General features: G+C 36.7%; 13 protein-coding genes. 6 read left to right on the top strand and 7 right to left on the bottom strand.

Annotated features, from left to right (window positions below):
- Positions 1 to 744, top strand: a complete 744-nt coding sequence (gene truA, locus FNZ60_RS02810; RefSeq protein ID WP_142416205.1) for a tRNA pseudouridine(38-40) synthase TruA — start codon at positions 1 to 3, stop codon at positions 742 to 744.
- A 34-nt stretch (positions 745 to 778) separates the two neighbouring features.
- Here the strand turns inward: truA and FNZ60_RS02805 are convergent, their stop codons facing one another.
- Complete coding sequence (locus FNZ60_RS02805) at positions 779 to 1,642, bottom strand: LOG family protein (RefSeq protein WP_142416204.1); 864 nt, start codon at positions 1,640 to 1,642, stop codon at positions 779 to 781.
- A gap of 107 nt (positions 1,643 to 1,749) precedes the next feature.
- On the opposite strand from FNZ60_RS02805, the gene dapD reads away from it, so the two are divergent.
- Positions 1,750 to 2,598 carry a 2,3,4,5-tetrahydropyridine-2,6-dicarboxylate N-succinyltransferase gene (gene dapD, locus FNZ60_RS02800; RefSeq protein ID WP_142416203.1) on the top strand — a complete coding sequence of 283 codons (849 nt, stop codon included), beginning with the start codon at positions 1,750 to 1,752 and terminating at the stop codon, positions 2,596 to 2,598.
- Between the two features lie 561 nt (positions 2,599 to 3,159).
- On the opposite strand, the gene lepA is transcribed toward dapD, so the two are convergent.
- From lepA to dnaK, 5 genes are all read right to left on the bottom strand, one after another.
- Positions 3,160 to 4,965 carry a translation elongation factor 4 gene (gene lepA / locus FNZ60_RS02795; RefSeq protein ID WP_142416289.1) on the bottom strand — a complete coding sequence of 602 codons (1,806 nt, stop codon included), beginning with the start codon at positions 4,963 to 4,965 and terminating at the stop codon, positions 3,160 to 3,162.
- A 1,446-nt stretch (positions 4,966 to 6,411) separates the two neighbouring features.
- The gene (locus tag FNZ60_RS02790; RefSeq protein ID WP_142416202.1) at positions 6,412 to 7,326 is read right to left on the bottom strand and encodes a DMT family transporter; all 915 of its coding nucleotides are present in this window, start codon (positions 7,324 to 7,326) and stop codon (positions 6,412 to 6,414) included.
- 32 nt (positions 7,327 to 7,358) lie between these two features.
- Positions 7,359 to 8,264, bottom strand: coding sequence for an acetylglutamate kinase (argB, locus tag FNZ60_RS02785; RefSeq protein ID WP_142416201.1), 906 nt, complete (start codon positions 8,262 to 8,264; stop codon positions 7,359 to 7,361).
- Between the two features lie 1,734 nt (positions 8,265 to 9,998).
- Positions 9,999 to 11,141, bottom strand: a complete 1,143-nt coding sequence (gene dnaJ, locus FNZ60_RS02780) for a molecular chaperone DnaJ (RefSeq protein WP_142416200.1) — start codon at positions 11,139 to 11,141, stop codon at positions 9,999 to 10,001.
- A 158-nt stretch (positions 11,142 to 11,299) separates the two neighbouring features.
- A complete protein-coding gene (gene dnaK / locus FNZ60_RS02775) occupies positions 11,300 to 13,192 on the bottom strand; it encodes a molecular chaperone DnaK (RefSeq protein ID WP_142416199.1) in 1,893 nt (630 codons plus the stop codon).
- Positions 13,193 to 14,210: 1,018 nt separating this feature from the next.
- Here dnaK and FNZ60_RS02770 point away from each other — a divergent pair.
- The gene (locus tag FNZ60_RS02770; RefSeq protein WP_142416198.1) at positions 14,211 to 14,762 is read left to right on the top strand and encodes a copper chaperone PCu(A)C; all 552 of its coding nucleotides are present in this window, start codon (positions 14,211 to 14,213) and stop codon (positions 14,760 to 14,762) included.
- Between the two features lie 111 nt (positions 14,763 to 14,873).
- Here the strand turns inward: FNZ60_RS02770 and lysM are convergent, their stop codons facing one another.
- The gene (gene lysM, locus FNZ60_RS02765; RefSeq protein ID WP_142416197.1) at positions 14,874 to 15,329 is read right to left on the bottom strand and encodes a peptidoglycan-binding protein LysM; all 456 of its coding nucleotides are present in this window, start codon (positions 15,327 to 15,329) and stop codon (positions 14,874 to 14,876) included.
- A gap of 385 nt (positions 15,330 to 15,714) precedes the next feature.
- On the opposite strand from lysM, the gene FNZ60_RS02760 reads away from it, so the two are divergent.
- The 3 genes from FNZ60_RS02760 to FNZ60_RS02750 are packed head-to-tail and all read left to right on the top strand — an operon-like array spanning position 15,715 to position 18,749.
- Positions 15,715 to 16,437 carry a response regulator transcription factor gene (locus FNZ60_RS02760; protein WP_142416196.1) on the top strand — a complete coding sequence of 241 codons (723 nt, stop codon included), beginning with the start codon at positions 15,715 to 15,717 and terminating at the stop codon, positions 16,435 to 16,437.
- 39 nt (positions 16,438 to 16,476) lie between these two features.
- Positions 16,477 to 18,261: a sensor histidine kinase gene (locus FNZ60_RS02755; RefSeq protein ID WP_142416195.1), complete on the top strand. Its 1,785-nt coding sequence runs from the start codon at positions 16,477 to 16,479 to the stop codon at positions 18,259 to 18,261.
- A 23-nt stretch (positions 18,262 to 18,284) separates the two neighbouring features.
- Positions 18,285 to 18,749 (top strand): HPr kinase/phosphatase C-terminal domain-containing protein, encoded by a 465-nt coding sequence (locus FNZ60_RS02750; protein ID WP_142416194.1) that lies wholly within the window; start codon positions 18,285 to 18,287, stop codon positions 18,747 to 18,749.
- Positions 18,750 to 18,872: the final 123 nt, after the last annotated feature.

The raw sequence follows: 18,872 nt of genomic DNA, 5'->3' as shown, positions 1-18,872 counted from the left end.
ATGCCACGTTTTAAACTCACTCTTGAATATGATGGATCAAATTACGCTGGCTGGCAGCGTCAAGCAAGCCTCCCAACCATACAAGGAACTCTTGAACAGGCTATCTTTCGCTTTAGTGGACAACAATTAACCATAACAACAGCAGGTCGAACAGATGCTGGGGTGCATGCTACAGGACAAGTAGCCCATGTTGATTTCATAAAAAACTGGCCTCCCCATACTGTACGAGATGCACTCAATGCTCTTTTGCGTCAACAGGGAGAAGCGATTTCAATCTTAAATGTAGAAAATGTCCCTGATGATTTTGATGCACGATTTTCCGCTATCAAACGCCATTATCTTTTTAAAATTCTCAATCGTCGCTCTCCACCAGCCTTAAATGCCAAACGTGTCTGGTGGTTGCCAAAACCCCTTAATACTGAAATCATGCATGAAGCAGCTCAAAAACTTGTCGGACAACATGATTTTACAACTTTTCGTTCAGCACATTGCCAAGCCAAAAGCCCTATTCGGACCCTTGAACGTCTTGATGTGCAAAGAGAAGGAGAAGAAATCTTCCTTTATGCGCAAGCCCGCTCTTTTCTTCATCATCAAATTCGTTCCTTTGCAGGAAGCCTCATGGAAGTGGGGATTGGACGTTGGACAGCTCAAGATCTTGAAGCAGCGCTTCATGCTAAAGACCGTAAACGTTGTGGTGTTGTTGCCCCCCCTTTTGGACTTTATTTGACTAAGGTAGACTATTAACTGTCTTACCAAAAAATGACTTTTTAAAAAGCAATTAAGGTAGTTTATAAAAAGAACAAATTTCTTTAAAAGCTTCTGCTGCTGTATCGACAAATTTCACCAAATTAACATCCGTAGGAGAAATTGTACCTTGCGAAGCTAAATATTCAAAATTAATAACATTGCTCCAAAATTCTTTGCCAAATAATAAAATGGGTACCTGTTTCATACGTCCTGTTTGTATTAAAGTTAACGTCTCAAACAACTCATCCAGAGTCCCAAATCCTCCAGGAAAAATTGCTAATGCTTTTGCCCGTACTAAAAAATGCATTTTGCGCATCCCCAAATAGTGAAAATTAAAACACAAATGCGGAGACACATAGGCGTTAGGCGCTTGCTCATGTGGTAAAATAATATTCAAACCAATCGTTGGAGCCCCAACATCACAGGCACCACGATTTCCTGCCTCCATGATCCCTGGTCCGCCCCCCGTAACAACGACAAATTCACGATATTCTGTTTTCTCCGAATAGAGGGAACATAAACGCGCAAATTCTCTTGCTTCATCGTAATAATGCGACATAGCATGCAAGTTTTTCTTTTGTGTTTCATTTTTTGCAGCCCATGCTGCTTGCCCGGGTTCAGGAATACGTGCACCACCAAATAAAACAACGGTTGATTGAATGTTATATTCTTTAAGGATTATTTCCGGTTTTAAAAATTCAAGACCAATACGTTGTGAACGCAGCTCTGGACGCATCATAAAGTCTTGATCGATATAAGCTAAACGATAAGTAGACGAACGCATTTGTGCTGAATTAGAGCCTTTATGGATCTGTTGTAGAGCTTCCTTCGTATGAAGAAGTGGTATCCAATTTTCTTGTTCTTCTTTTCTTTTTTCTTTACAGCCTTTTTTCATGCACATGTTCTACTTTCTTATCGTTTTATTGACTGAAAACATTTCTTCGCGTAACTCATAGAGAATAAATCTTGAAGCTTTCAACTTGTTTAACGGAACTCTTATTCATGCCCCATCTCACACAACTTGAAATCATTATCGAAAAAGCCTTTGATGAGCGCGATTCTATCAATACTACCACAAAAGGTGAAATCCGTGAGAGTGTCGAACACACATTGAACCTTCTTGATAAAGGGGAAATTCGTGTTGCAGAACGGCAAAAAAATGGACAATGGCATGTGCATCAATGGTTGAAAAAAGCTGTTTTGCTTTCTTTTCGGCTAAAGCCAATGCAAATTATTGCTGGTGGAATCAATGGAACACATTGGTGGGATAAAGTTCCTTCAAAATTTTCTGGTTGGCAAGAGGCAGATTTTAAAAACGCTGCTTTCCGTTCTGTTCCAGGAGCTATTGTACGCCATTCTGCCTATATTGCACCCAACGTTATATTGATGCCCTCCTTTGTCAATCTTGGTGCTTTTGTCGATGAGGGCACAATGGTTGATACATGGACCACCGTTGGCTCTTGTGCACAAATTGGTAAACATGTTCATCTTTCTGGCGGTGTTGGTATTGGAGGTGTTTTGGAACCTCTGCAAGCAAATCCAACTATCATTGAAGATCATTGCTTTATCGGTGCTCGCTCTGAAATTGTTGAAGGCTGTATTATTCGTGAAGGTGCTGTTTTAGGAATGGGCGTTTTTATTGGAAAATCTACAAAGATCATTGATCGTACAACAGGGGAAATTTTTATCGGTGAAGTACCAGCTTATTCGGTTGTTGTAGCGGGATCTCTCCCTGGAAAACCACTGCCAAACGGTGAAGCGGGCCCCAATCTTTATTGTGCTGTTATCGTAAAACGCGTTGATCAAAAAACAAGAGAGAAAACATCCATTAACGATCTTTTACGTGATTAGACAAATATTGACTTATAAAGATAATTTTAAAACTTGAATAACGCCCTCAAATACAAGGATTTTATCATTTAGAATCCTTTCATATTGAATCAATCGCTTTCATCGCCTTGCATCTTACAAAAGTTAAGGAGTGTATGGGTAACACACACTTTAAGAAAAAAGTAAAATATCTTCAACGCACTCTCTCAAACATTAAGAATATTCATAACATTTTGAACGTGCAAAAAGTATGATGACAGAACTATGAACTTTATGACAGATAAAAATGGTCATGCTACAAGTGGTTTTAGGTCGTTCACAAAGAGCTTTACCGTTATACTTTTTACGAACACTATTGTAAAATGAAGCCAGGTGCATTGAGAGATATTTCTTTTAAAAAAGTGCGCTAATATACAACCCAAATGTATTTTTAAAATATTCTGTTTTACGTGTACAACCTGATACAATAAAAAAATATTCTACCTAAAAATAAGTACTGCGCAATCTCCATTAAAAAACGCTCTTTAAAAACCTAAGCCAAAAGATAAATGCAAAAGCGCAATCAGTAGACGCATTTCTTTATCACTTATTCATTTTGAGCGCTTGAATAAACGCTGACTGAGGAATTTCTACCTTTCCAAATTGGCGCATTCGCTTTTTGCCTTCTTTTTGCTTTTCCAAAAGTTTGCGCTTACGTGTTACATCACCCCCGTAACATTTTGCTGTTACATCTTTACGCAAAGCACGAATTGTTTCACGCGCGATAACTTTACCACCAATAGCTGCTTGAATTGGAATCTGAAACATATGCTGAGGAATAAGATCTTTTAATTTTTCGCACATTGAACGCCCACGCTTTTCCGCAATCGTGCGGTGCACAAGCATTGACAATGCGTCAATAGGCTCTCCATTCACCAAAATAGACATTTTAACTAAATCCCCCTCTGCATAATCTTTCATCTGATAATCAAAAGAAGCATACCCCTTTGAGATCGATTTTAAGCGATCATAAAAATCAAAAACAACTTCATTGAGTGGTAAATCATACGTCACCATAGCACGTGTTCCAACATAAGATAGACCAACCTGTATCCCACGCCGCTCTTGGCACAGCTCTAAAATTGACCCAAGATAATTATCAGGAGTCATGATTGTCGCTTGGATCCACGGTTCTTCTATAGAAGAAATTTTAACCACATCAGGCATATCTGCTGGATTGTGCAACTCTTTAACAGAGCCATCATTCATATTCATGCGATAAACAACCGAAGGTGCTGTCGCGATTAAATCCAAATTAAACTCACGCTCTAACCGCTCTTGAATAATTTCAAGATGCAGAAGCCCTAAAAAGCCACACCGAAAACCAAACCCCAAAGCCGCTGATGTTTCCATTTCAAAAGAAAAACTCGCATCATTTAAGCGTAATTTGCCCATGGCTGCACGCAAATCATCAAAATCAGCAGCATCAATTGGGAAAAGTCCACAAAAGACAACCGGTTGCGCAGGCTTAAAACCAGGCAAAGCATTTTTACAAGGACGACGCTCTTCCGTAATCGTATCCCCAACACGTGTATCGGCAACCTCTTTGATAGAAGCAGTGATAAAACCAATTTCGCCTGGTCCTAATGCATCAACTTGTACCATTTTAGGTGTAAACACCCCAACACGCTCAACGGGATATTTTGCCCCTGTACCCATCATACGAATGATTTGACCTTTTTTTAATACACCATCAATCACCCGTACCAAAACAATGACGCCAAGATAGGCATCATACCAGCTATCAACCAACATTGCCTTTAAGGGATTTGCAATATCGCCTGTACGCGGAGGTGGTAATTGTGTTACAATTGCCTCCAAAACATCAGGAACACCCAAACCTGTTTTTGCTGATATTTCCACGGCCTCAGATGTATCAATGCCTATCACATCTTCAATTTGCTCTTTTACACGCTCAGGTTCTGCTGCTGGAAGATCTACTTTATTGAGAACAACAACTAATTCATGAGAATTATCAATGGCTTGATAAACATTTGCCAATGTCTGTGCCTCTACACCTTGGCTTGCATCCACCACCAATAGAGAACCTTCACAAGCTGCCAATGAACGCGAAACCTCATAAGCAAAATCCACATGACCAGGTGTATCCATAAGATTTAAAATATAGGTTTCTCCATCCTTTGCTTTATAGTGTAAACGCACCGTTTGTGCTTTAATAGTAATCCCACGTTCACGCTCAATATCCATGGAATCAAGCACTTGTTCCTTCATCTCACGTGTATCAAGCCCTCCTGTCATTTGAATCAAACGATCAGCTAAAGTGGATTTGCCGTGATCAATATGCGCCACGATGGAAAAATTACGAATATAATTACGATCTATTGTCATATAAGGCGATTTAGCAAAGAATAATACAAAACGCAAAGACCAATTATGTCCTCTCGAGAACCTTTCAAAAGAATATCAACCAAAAAAGCTTCTCAAAATAAAACTTCTTATAGCCTAAAAATAAGGCTTTTGTTTACTAAATTAAATACCAAAGAGAACTAAAATGATCTTTTAATATTTTGTTTGATGACTCATACCCGCACCATCAAACATTTGAGCTTGCCCCCAAAGTTGCGATGATCCTTGAAACTTGAAAGAATTTATAGGAGGCATGCCTTCTTTATACAGTTTTTGCTCACATGGCCCATCTCACATGATGACGTGTAAGAAAGTGATTTGGATTGATTGAACATGAGAGAGATTTTTAATTAAGAGCATCTTATGGTATTCAGAGTTCTAATTCAATGTAAATAATACTATATTATCATTATAAATTAATATGTTGCATGAATATAGGGTGAACGTATATATCGCTTAAAATTTCGATAAAATTTGCAAGAAATATTTTTTTAACAATCTTATAGTAAAACAAACGCCTGTCGGAAAGGATCGTTTTCTTCTCAACCTTTAAAACTTTAGAAATAAGCTCTATGGAGTCATGGTTTTACTTTTTATACAATCCCTTTCTCTTCCATTAAAGATAAAAAACATTGCCCCTCTTCAATTCATTGGATAATACATTAATTTATAACAAGTATTTATTGTTTTGTAATTTAAATGAAAAACTCTGAATATCATGAGCTTCTTTCATTTTAAACCTTCCTATAATCAATCAAATTTTTTACTTCTCCATGAACAAGCAAAGCTGATGGGCAGATAAAATCATTTAAGAAATGAATAAAAATTCCTCACTCTCTTTCAAGTGCCAAAGGCTTTTGTAATGTTGGAAACTGATAAAGAAAATGATGCTACCTTTTATTTAAGATGCTCTGTGATTTTATATACTTCACAAAAACTTTTACATTATATAATTCGATATAATTTGTGGAGATCGTCAATGAATATGACACAGATTGAGAAATGTGTCTTTTATAAAAAAGCGCAGCAATACATAGCATTATAAGAGGTTGTTTTGAAACGTTTACGTAAAAAGCATAATCCCATTAAAGAATAAACAGAGTAGCATCCAATAGTGTGTAAGTTTCATTATTCAAAAATATTACAGTGGATATTTTTGAACGTTGTAAAGATAAACTTAAAAATAATAGTAAAGATGAGAGCTGTTTTTTTGTCTTTACCTCTTCATGCTTTGGCTCAATGAAGGTTAACTTCCCATTTTAGAGATTAGGCAAACAAATAAATATTTTTGCTCCCATTTGGGATACCAAAAGAAAAAACAGCTTATAGAACTTTGTAATCATCTCCGTATTTTAAAAAAGACTCAAAAATGAAAGTTCTATAAGCAAAAATTTCATACAATAAAATGATAATAGAAAAGAGGTATAACTAATCAATTTTTTCAATTGCTTTATTTTTTTTACGCCATTGTGAAGGTTGTAACTCTGCCACAATGATCCCAATCAGAATAAGTAAACCACCCAATAAAGCTAGGGGAGATAAACGCTCTCCAGCCAAACGCCCAACGATACCAGCCCATACCGGTTCACCTGCATAAATGAGTGTTGCACGCGTAGGAGAAATAGACTTTTGTGCCCAGTTCATAGCCAATTGAATGATAGCACTCATTAATGCCAATCCGATACCAATACTAAACCATATCCAAGAAAATTCAGGAATACTTTCATCCATCAAAGGCATGCAAGCAAATGAAAAAAAACCACTAAAAAATAACTGAATAATCGTTACACGCCGACTATCAACCTTGTTGGCAAAAATGCCGATGAGTATGACTTCTCCAGCAATCGCTAAAGCACCTAATAAAGTCAAAATTTCCCCTTTTGAAAAATCAAAACTTCCCGGCTTTTGGCCTGAAACAAGTACAAGCCCAATAAAAGAAAAAACAATACCAACCCAACAAGCAAAACGGGGAGGTTTTTTAAAAACAATCCATTGCAAGATTGGAACCATCGGAACATAAAGTGCTGTAATAAAAGCTGATTGACTACTAATAATTGTTTGAAGACCGGCCGCTTGAAGAGCATAACCAAAAAACATGGCTAAACCAATCGCCATCCCAGCAAAAACTTCATAAACAGTTATACCTTTTATAGAGCGCCAAAAAATTGCCCCACATATAAGGGATGCGACAATAAAACGAAATCCAACAAAAAATAGAGGACCGCTATAGCGTACCGCAATGTGGATGACTAAAAATGTAATGCCCCATAATATTGTCGCAGCAAATATGGCCAATTCTGGCTTGCTTAATAAAGGATATTTAAACTGTTTTATATTTGTCATGAAAGACCTTCTCCTCCAATTTTCCGCACAATTTATGAAACAATAAGCGTTCCAACTCCCTGCTCAGTAAATAATTCTAGTAAAACAGAATGAGGCGTTTTTCCATTTAAAATAACAACACCTTTCACACCATTTTGGAGAGCTTTTACACAAGTCTCGACTTTTGGAATCATGCCTCCTGAAATTGTTCCATTTTTGATAAGTTTCTCAGCTTCAGAAACTGTTAATTCTTTTAAAAGTTTACCCTGTTTGTCCAAAACGCCAGGAACATCCGTGAGAAATAAAAGACGTTTGGCCTCTAATGCACCAGCAATAGCTCCAGCAAAAATATCAGCATTAATATTATAGGTTTTACCATCGCGTCCTGGAGCCACAGGAGCAAGAACTGGTATCATTTCAGAACTGGCTAAAAGATCCAACAATGTACGATCAACTTCAACTGGTTCACCAACAAATCCTAAATCTAAAACACGTTCAATATGCGAATCAGGATCCATGACAGTTCTATAAGCCTTTTCAGCAAAAACCATATTGCCATCTTTGCCACACAATCCGATTGCCCATTCACCTTCAGCATTGATGAGAGCAACAATTTCTTTATTGATGGAACCTGCTAAAACCATTTCAACCACTTCAACGATCCGCTCATCGGTTACCCGTAAACCGTTTTCAAATCGTGATTCAATCCCCATTTTCATTAAAATTTCAGCAATTTGCGGCCCACCACCATGAACAACAACAGGATTAATCCCCGATTGCTTTAATAGAGCAATATCACGTGCAAAGGCTCGCCCCAAAGCAAGATCACCCATAGCATGACCGCCATATTTTACCACGACCGTTTCATTTTCATATTTTTGCATATAAGGTAAAGCAGACGATAAAAATGCTGCTTGTTTTTCTAAAACATCTACAGCATCGTTTTTAGTATCATCCATTAACAGAGTCTCCTCATCACTTTTTACTTTACTATCTCTTAGTAAAATTTAGGAAAAGTGAAAACAATAAAACAAAGCTTTACTCTATCCACCCCCCTGAAGATCGTCAATTTTCTTTTAAATTATGAAAAAGAATTAACAGAGAAAAATTAAAAAAATAGGCACAAAAAATGCTCTTATTTTATGATCTTATATATAAAATTGAACAGCAAAACTTTAAAACTAAGCTGTAAATTCAACTTATTAATTTAACCTCAAAGATACTTAACAATGAATAAGAATATATACAAACATTGTTTTTGTAAGATAAAAATAAATAACATATCACCACAATAAAAAGGAGAAAAACTTAGCACTGTAACCTTATCAGAGCAATCTTCTAGACAAGATCCATAAAGTTATACAATGATTATGTTAACTGTCCTCATAATCATTAAAATTATGCGGAAATTCGAATGAAAAAAGTTTCTCTAGCTTATCGATACAAGCTTATCCTTAAAAAGATTCTAAAGCATTTTACTAAAACTTTACGATACAAGTAAAATCTGCTCCTTATATTTCATTAATTACTGTCTTAATCCGACAACATTAATCCATACAAGAGACAAAACGCCTCTATAACATCTTGTTATAGAATATTATAATATTTTGTAAATTTATTGCGAATTATTTCGATTCACATCTTCGTAAGATTTTATACCATTTCTCATTTCTATGATCGAACTCTTGAAGTTTTTTCTGCACAGCAATACATGCTTAACTTGTTGAGTGCCTTTTAGAATTTGCAATATTTTTAATATGTATTTTAATTATATTATTTTATGTAAAAGCCTCACTTCATCTGCTTTCTTTCCATATCACTAATCAATGTCAACGATATAGTGTACTATTTTTTTCAGCATATCATGCTATTTTTTATTATATTTATTTTTTCTTTTAAAAGATAATTCCCCCTATCTTCTCAGCAAATTTTTATTGTGCTGATAAATTCAACGAGGTGCATTACACGAAATCTGTTTCTCCCGAGAGAGAGGTATCAAGTACCTCAAAATATATTTTATTCTTGTTTTCTTTAGCGTTCAACACGCATTATCTCATTTCATAATTTCTTTGAAAGAGAATAAATCTTTGATTATGTTGTTTTTTATCTAGATAAAATATTTTATGACATCAAAAACATAAAACTAAATCTGCAATCTAAAAAGCAATGATAACCATCAAGAACGAAGATGAAGAATGTAAAGAGGATTCCAGTAAAATACCTCGTATTTTAAGGAAAGCAGTGATTCAAACTATACAAAATATCAGCTATAAAATTGATCATAAGAGGTTATATTATTTGAAAAAATAGATTTCCAACAGCTGCGTTGCTTGGTAAGAAGCTGCCTTTTTTACAGTTTTTATAAGGCTTTTAAAAAAGAGTTTTGAGTAAAAAACTCTGCATGCATAAGGCAGTCGTTATAACATTAGAAATATTATTAATCACTCAATTGCATTCTTATATGAATAAGTCCTTTTTCAAATGTCATGGACACTCAAAAATAAGACTTATCCATAAAACTCGTAAAATGTAAAAAACTATCAGCGGCAAAAACTTACCCTAAATTAATCGTTTCTCTCTTTTCGTTTCAAGCCAAAAGAATGCTTTTCAAAGATGATGAGACAACGGAAAGTTTAATAAAAATAATCTTCCAAATGCGCTTTATAGTTTGTTCTGAGAACAACTCACATATTTTAACTAGAAATATTTTCAAAAAATTCTTTCATACGAGAAAAAAAACCATGGGACTGCGGTGAATTCTCATGATTTGAGAGCTTTTCAAATTTTTGCAACAGTTCACGTTGCTCTTGCGTAAGTTTCTGCGGTGTCTCAATTGTGATATGAATGTAAAGGTCACCTCTTGCTTGCTGGCGACGCAACATGGGCATACCTTTGCCCTTAAGGCGGAATTGACGTCCATTTTGTGTCCCTTCTGGGATCTTAACACGTGCTTTAACACCATCAAGGTCGGAAACTTCAAATTCTCCTCCTAAAGCCGCTGTTACCATTGAAATAGGAACGCGACAGTGCAGATCTGCTCCTTCTCGCTGAAAAAATTCATGCGGTTTAACAGAAAGAAAAATATAAAGATCACCACTGGGACCACCACGAACACCAGCATCCCCCTCACCAGAAAGACGAATACGCGTTCCATCTTCAATCCCAGCAGGAATATTTACGCTCAATGAACGTTTTTTCTCTATGCGTCGTGTCCCCTGACATTTGGGGCATGGATCCGTAATCGTTTCCCCACGTCCATGACACGAAGGACATGTTCGCTCAATAGAAAAGAAACCTTGTGCAGCACGCACACGACCAGATCCATGACATGTTCCACAAACTTTTGGACTAGAGCCTTTTCTCGCTCCAGAACCTTCACAAACATCGCACGTGACAGAACTGGGAATATTAATTTCTGCAGCTTTTCCTGAAAATGCCTCTTCTAAGGTTATTTCCATATTATAACTCAGATCTGCACCACGTTCGCGACCATCACCACGCTTACGGTGCGTACCTCCCATAATATCACCAAAAAAGTCTTCAAAAATATCAGCAAATCCACCACCAGCGGCAAAACCACTAAAGGGATTGGATCCCCCTTGACCACCGCTATTTTCAAAGGCCGCATGACCAAACCGGTCATAAGCAGCACGCTTTTGAGGATCTTTAAGAACTTCATAGGCTTCACCAATTTCTTTGAATTTTCGCTCTGCCTCTTTATCCCCGGCGTTGCGATCAGGATGATATTGCATTGCCAACTTACGAAAAGCAGACTTTAATTTTTTATCATCACATTCACGAGTTACGCCAAGAATTTCATAATAGTCAACCTTCATCATGTATTCCTGATAATTTTTCTGTCATCCATCTTTATGGATCACATTGCTTTTAATTTATAGTTTTAGCAACAAAGTTGCAACTTTTCTCAAATAATAAAGCCCAGCCTTATATTTCAAAGACTGGGTTTATCAATTAATCAATACATACGCTGATACTATTTCTTCTTATCATTAACTTCTTCAAAATCAGCATCGACAACATCATCATTCTTTGTCTCTGTTTCAGTTTCAGCGCTTGCTGCTTGTGAAGCTTCATACATTGCCTGTCCAAGCTTCATACTGACTTCAGCTAATTTTTGCATTTTTGTCGTTACTTCTTCCGTATCACTGCCTTCAAGCGCAGATTTCAAATCAGATATTGCTGTTTCAATCTGCCCCTTTTCTTCAGCTGATACCTTATCGCCATATTCATTGAGTGACTTTTCAGTTGAATGAATAAGAGCTTCCGCTTGATTTCTAGCTTCAACACCTTCACGGCGTTTTTTATCTTCAGCGGCATGCTCTTCTGCATCCTGTACCATTTTTTCAATGTCAGCATCACTTAAACCACCTGATGCCTGAATACGAATTTGATGCTCTTTACCCGTCCCCTTATCTTTAGCGGAAACATTAACAATACCGTTCGCATCAATATCAAAAGTAACTTCAATTTGAGGTATCCCACGCGGTGCTGGGGGAATCCCAACAAGATCAAATTGAGCCAATAACTTATTATCGCTCGCCATTTCCCGCTCACCTTGGAAAACACGGATCGTTACAGCACTCTGGTTATCATCAGCTGTTGAAAAAACTTGCGATTTTTTCGTTGGGATAGTGGTATTGCGCTCAATGAGACGTGTGAAAACACCTCCCAACGTTTCAATTCCTAAGGATAAAGGTGTTACATCTAACAGCAACACGTCTTTGACATCACCTTGTAAGACACCACCTTGAATGGCAGCACCCATTGCAACTACTTCATCAGGATTAACGCCTTTGTGTGGATCCTTGCCAAAGAAGCTCTGCACAACTTGCTGAATCTTGGGCATCCGTGTCATACCACCCACTAAAACAACTTCGTCAATCTCACCAGCCTTTAATCCAGCATCTTTCAACGCAGCTTTACAAGGCTCGATGGTACGTTGCACTAAATCATCAACGAGAGATTCAAATTTTGCCCGAGTCAATTTCATTGTTAAGTGCTTGGGACCTGATTGATCAGCCGTGATAAATGGTAAATTGATTTCTGTTTGCTGTGATGAAGAAAGCTCAATCTTTGCTTTTTCTGCCGCTTCTTTTAAGCGCTGTAAAGCGAGTTTATCATTCCTCAGATCAATTCCTTGCTCTTTTTTGAATTCATCGGTAAAATATCCAACCAAGCGCATGTCAAAGTCTTCACCCCCTAAGAATGTATCTCCATTGGTTGATTTAACTTCAAAAACGCCATCTCCAATTTCAAGAACTGAAATATCAAATGTACCACCACCAAGGTCGTAAACAGCAATTGTTTTTCCGTCTTTTTTATCCAAACCATACGCTAAAGCAGCCGCTGTCGGCTCATTAATAATCCGTAAAACTTCAAGACCAGCAATTTTACCCGCATCTTTAGTCGCTTGACGTTGCGCATCATTAAAATAAGCAGGAACCGTAATAACGGCTTGCTCAACTTTTTCACCAAGATAAGATTCAGCTGTTTCCTTCATTTTTTGCAAAATCATCGCTGAAATTTGTGATGGAGAATATTTCTTACCCGCTTCTTCGACCCATGCATCGCCATTGTCACCTTTAACAATTTTATAAGGCACAAGTGCTTTATCTTTTTCAACCATAGGGTCATCAAAACGGCGCCCTATCAAGCGTTTAACTGCAAAAACTGTTCCTTCAGGATTTGTTACTGCCTGACGTTTAGCAGGCTGTCCAACAAGCCGCTCTCCCCCATCTGTAAAGGCAACAACGGAAGGTGTTGTCCGCGCTCCTTCTGAATTTTCGATAACCTTTGCGTTTTTGCCATCCATAACAGCTATACAAGAGTTCGTTGTCCCCAAATCAATACCAATTACTTTTGCCATATTATAATCTCCATTCAGCAAGCTACCTCAACCTTCATAAAGCATCTTTTTAAGATAGCTCCTCATAACACTTAAAGCCCGTATCTTGCTTCAAGCAACATAAAAAAATAATCATAAACCACAAGTCGCAACAAGCCTTGTTGCCTCGTATATAAGAACAGACTTTTATTGCTACAAGAGAACAATGAGAGAAACATCTCTAAAATAAAAAAAATTCTTTTAAAATAGGTACTCTAATGACCACGTTTATGAAAGACTTAAGCTTATAATATATTTTTCTCGTAATTTTCAACAACCATATCTATCTATAAAAATAAAAAGAGTCATTGCAAACACGTTTTTGATCTCTCATCATTAATTAAGGAATATTCACGTAAAACATTTTTTAAAATATCGCTTGAAGGTGTATAATTGATATCATAAATATTTTAAAATTTCCTGAGACTAAACAGCCGCCATATCTTATGAACCATTTTTTTAGACTCGTTTATCGTGTTAAACGGTGCTTTTCTTAATGTTCATATTCATAAAGGTACTATCTATCGATCTTCTTTCAAAAAAAATTCTCTAATAGCCTCATTGTTCATTGCTATTTGAAGGTTGTGCTTTAAACTCACCGAAAGAGCTTTTTTCTCAACCGTATAATTCTGAAATTTGCAAATATATAAAAATACCTTTGTATAAACATTTTAAAAGTGTCAAAAGATGCCATAATAACTAAGCGTTGATCAAGTGTATGATTGTGCTGTCTTATATTTTTATTAAGTAAAATAGTGATGCACCATAGATTTTATATCGTTGACAAATATAATTGGAAATGAAAACAGAAATATTGAGAAACTTTTTGGTGTTATAAAGCTTACTTTCTTCCTTTAAAATCCAATAACTGTATGATTTCTATTCTTAGATCAAAATCAATTTTATTTTTATAATTCTTTCTTTTATTTTAAATAAAAACTCTGCTAAAACAAAAAAAAGACATTCAAAGTATGAATCTTATGAAGGAGGGTGAACAACGATGACATCTATTATTAAAAAAATAAAAAATCTCATTTTCAAAAATACAATACATACACAATATCCGTGCAAAAAGGTTATCATAAATATCTTATGTGCTCTTCTTTTTGCCGTTATAACTCTGCCAGCGGAAGCTCAACAATATAAACTTGGCGATATAGAAATTCTCAATCCTTGGACACGGGAAACACCTAGAGGTGCAAAAGTTGGTAGCGGTTACCTCTACATTATTAATCACAGTGATACCCCAGACCGTTTGGTTTCTATTTCCACAAATGGTGTAAAAACAACAGAGATTCACTCTATGGCTGTTGTTAATGATATTATGAAAATGGAAAAGATGCACAATGGCATTGAAATTCCTGGAAATGGCGAAATCACGCTTAAGCCTGGTGGTAATCATATTATGTTTATGGGACTTTCAAAACCATTTAAGATAGGCGATAAAATTAGTGCAAAATTGACATTTGAAAACGCAGGAACCATTAATGTTGATTTCTCTGTAAACGCTATGAAAACAACCTCACCTTCTAAATCCACTCATGCTCACTAAGCTCTTTTTATTATAAACACATATTTTATAAATGAAGAAGCGTGAATTTTTTACGCTTTTTTATTTTGTTTAATGCTAGAACATAAGCAAAAAATTATCCTCTTTAATGCTTTAAATATGGTCAATTGTAGGAATACGTAAAACTTGTCCAGGATAAATTTTATCAGGAGATTGTAGCATTGGTTTATTGGCTTCAAAAATAAATGTGTTTTTATCACCTTGCCCTTTTCCGTAAACCTCTTCAGCAATTTTCCAAAGATTATCACCAGATTTAACTTCATAAAGGCGAGAAGTTTTTCCAACTGTCGTATCGATAACCTTTAATTGCTCAACATCTACAGAAGAAATACCTCGTGAATTGCCAACAACCAGAAGTGCTTTTTCAAGTGTTTCGCTATCTGGAACCTCACCGCTTAAAATAGCTTTACCGTCTTCAACTTGAATATTGACTTTTTCTGTATCGAGTTGAAAATGATCAAATGCAGCCTTAAAGTCTTTTTCTTTTGGCTCATGGTCCCCCATACCTAGCTTTTCGCCTACAGTTTTAATAAAATTAAAAAATCCCATTATGGCCTCCTTTTGTGTAGCAGAAACAAATTTTTGTGCATATATTGCCACATTATTTTCTTGCTCTTAAAACACATAGGCGGATTTTCTAAACTTCAATAATCAAAACCAAACCTGTTCAATTATGAGACAAAGACAATAATAAACTTTGTAATAAACCTTGACAAAAAGAGCCTTTATGAAAATTTTCTCTCAAACGAAGGGATCTTAATAGACGCAGAAACATTATAAATTATGAAAGCAAAATAAGATTTTACAGGAATGACAAAAGATTTTTTACTTTACTACAGTTTGTATCATATTTGTTTTGCAAAAAAAATGTGAACTCCCATATAAATAAGTGTGGATAATTTGCTACCATAGCAATAGAAAGGTCTAAGAAACCATGAAGGATACACCAACAATCACACAAACGATTGTACTTGTTGATGATGATCGCAATATTTTGACATCTTTATCTTTTGCGCTTGAGACAGAAGGATATCGGGTTGAAAGCTATACAGATGGAGCATCTGCACTTAAAGGTCTCACACTTCACCCCCCACATTTAGCTATTTTTGATATTAAAATGCCCCGAATGGATGGGATGGAACTTTTACGTCGTTTGCGTCAAAAATCTGATCTTCCAGTTATTTTTCTTACCTCTAAAGATGATGAAATTGATGAATTATTTGGTCTTAAAATGGGAGCTGATGATTTTATTACGAAACCTTTTTCTCAACGTCTTCTCATTGAGCGCGTGAAAGCTATTTTGCGCCGTTCCAATGCACGTAACCAACCGCCTTCTGCAGGAACTACTTCCACCTCTTCTCTCAAACGTGGAGATCTTGTGATGGATCAAGAACGTCATACCTGTACATGGAAAGATAAACCTGTTATCTTAACCGTTACAGAATTTTTGATTCTGCAAACTTTAGCACAAAGACCAGGCGTTGTAAAAAGTCGTGATGCTTTAATGGATGCGGCCTATAGTGATCAAGTCTACGTAGATGATCGTACCATTGATAGTCACATTAAACGTTTGCGTAAAAAATTTAAACAAGTGGATGATGATTTTGCAATGATTGAAACACTTTATGGTGTAGGTTATCGTTTTCACGAGGTATAACACTGCTTTGTCGCAAAAATTTGAACGGCAATCAAATCAATGACAGACAATTCTCAACTGAAAACTCTACAAAAAAAAGCCCCTAATGGTATATCCTCAGCACCATTTCTTATGTTTTCTCATTTGCATCTTCGAACACAACGACTCTTTAGGCAATTGCTTTTTTCCAGTCTCACACGCCGCATTGTTATATTAAACATTGCAGCCCTTGCCATTTTGGTTACAGGCATTTTATACCTTAACCAATTTCGCGATGGTTTAATTGAAGCAAAAATTAAAAGTTTATGTACCCAAGGCAAAATTATCGCGGGAGCTATTGCAGCCTCTGCAACAGTAGATACAAATTCTATCCTTATTGACCCCCAAAAGCTCTTAGAGTTACAGACTGGTGAAAGCGTCACACCCGCCCCCCAATCAACCGACTCTTGGGATTTCCCTATTAACCCTGAGCAAGTTGCCCCTCTTTTACGACGTCTTATCACACCTAAAACGACAAGAGCACGTATCTATGATCGTGATGCTACTTTACTTCTTGATTCGCGCGTTCTTTATTCTAGTGGAGAAGTTTTTAGCTATGATTTACCCCCACTTAAAACAGAACAAAACATGTGGGATCGCTTCATTTCATGGTATTCAAACATATTTTATGATAAAGGGATTTCTCTTGACAGAGAACAAACAAAAATCAGTGGTATTGCTCATCCAGAAGTATACCGAGCATTAAATGGATCTCTTGCTACGGCGAAAAGACGCAACAGACAAGGCCAACTCATTGTGTCTGTCGCTGTTCCTGTTCAACGCTATCGTGCAGTGGTTGGTGCCCTTCTGCTTTCAACCACTGGTTCCGATATTGATAACATTGTAAAGGGCGAAAGATTGGTTATATTTAAAGTCTTTGCCGTTGTAGGCAGCGTACTTTTAGTTCTTTCGCTCTTTTTAGCCCATACGATTGCCCATCCATTAAGCAAATTATCTGCCTCTGCAAACCGAGTGCGTAATGGCAACAATCAGCGTGTAGAAATTCCTGATTTTTCAATGCGTGAAGATGAAATTGGTCATCTCTCGACCTCTATTCGTGATATGACAAATGCCCTTTATATGCGTATTGAAGCCATTGAACGCTTTGCTGCTGATGTAAGCCACGAATTAAAAAATCCTCTCACCTCTCTTCGTAGTGCTGTTGAAACCCTCCCTCTGGCTAAAAGTGAAGAAGCACAAGAAAAATTGCTCGAAATTATTCAACATGATGTGCGCCGTCTTGATCGGTTGATTACGGATATTTCTGATGCATCGCGGCTCGATGCAGAGCTGGCACGAGAAACTGCAGAGATCGTTGATATGACACCGCTTTTGGAAAGTCTTGTTCATGCCGTCCAGGAAGTATACCGTAATACACAGACCATTGATGTAAGCCTTAATATTGTGCCACGTCCTCATGGAAAAGCCTATCTTGTGTTGGGACATGAGCTCCGTTTAGGACAAGTGATTTCAAATCTTCTTGAAAATGCACGTTCCTTTATTCCCCGTAATCGTGGCAAAATTTACATTACTATGAAAAGTCATGCTTCAACTCTTATTTTAACCATTGAAGACAATGGACCCGGTATTCGTTCAGAGAATATCGAACGTATTTTTGAGCGTTTTTATACAGATAGACCAAATGAAGATGCTTTTGGACAAAACTCTGGACTTGGCCTTTCTATTAGTCGACAAATCATCGAAGCCCATAATGGAACAATTACAGCCGAAAATATTATTGATCCGGCACTTGGAAAATGTAAAACCGGCGCACGTTTTATTATTACGCTTCCCCTTGTGAAATAAATCTTTTATACAAAGTAAAAGATATGAAAACAAAATGTGAAATACTCCACGCAAATTGCCTTAAACTGGGGGGAAAGGGACTCTTAATTATAGGTCCATCGGGATCAGGAAAATCAACTCTTACCCTCTCTCTGCTCGACCGCGCTGAATGGTCAAAACGTGAAGCGAAGCTTATCAGTGATGATTATACAATGCTGCGTGCAGAAAATGGAAAACTTCACGGATACACCCCTGATAACTTAGAGGGCGGAATTGAGATTCGTGGCGTTGGTCTTTATATGATAGAATTTCAAAAGCACACAACTATCGATTGTGCTGTTTTTCTTGGTCCTGAATATGAGCGGTTTTCCACAAATAAAACTTTTCAATTTGAAGATTTGCACATTCCTCTTTTAAAACTTCCCTCACTTCGTGAAGCTGATTGTACAGCCATTTGTCAAGCCATTGAAGCATTTTTATTTAGAAAAATATGGCGCAAAACTGTCTAAATTTTTTACAAAGATAAAAAAATCACATTTTTTGCCTTTTTTTTGCAAATTTTTCTTGGCAGCAAGATAAAGCCTTGTACAATATCTTTCCCACCAATATGGTCGGATCTTATGAGTTAACAG

The sequence above is a fragment of the Bartonella massiliensis genome (assembly GCF_902150025.1).
In the GTDB taxonomy this organism is placed as follows: Bacteria; Pseudomonadota; Alphaproteobacteria; order Rhizobiales; family Rhizobiaceae; genus Bartonella; species Bartonella massiliensis.
The sequence above is the reverse complement of the archived record's forward strand: the minus strand, read 5'-3'. Positions and strand labels throughout refer to the sequence as shown.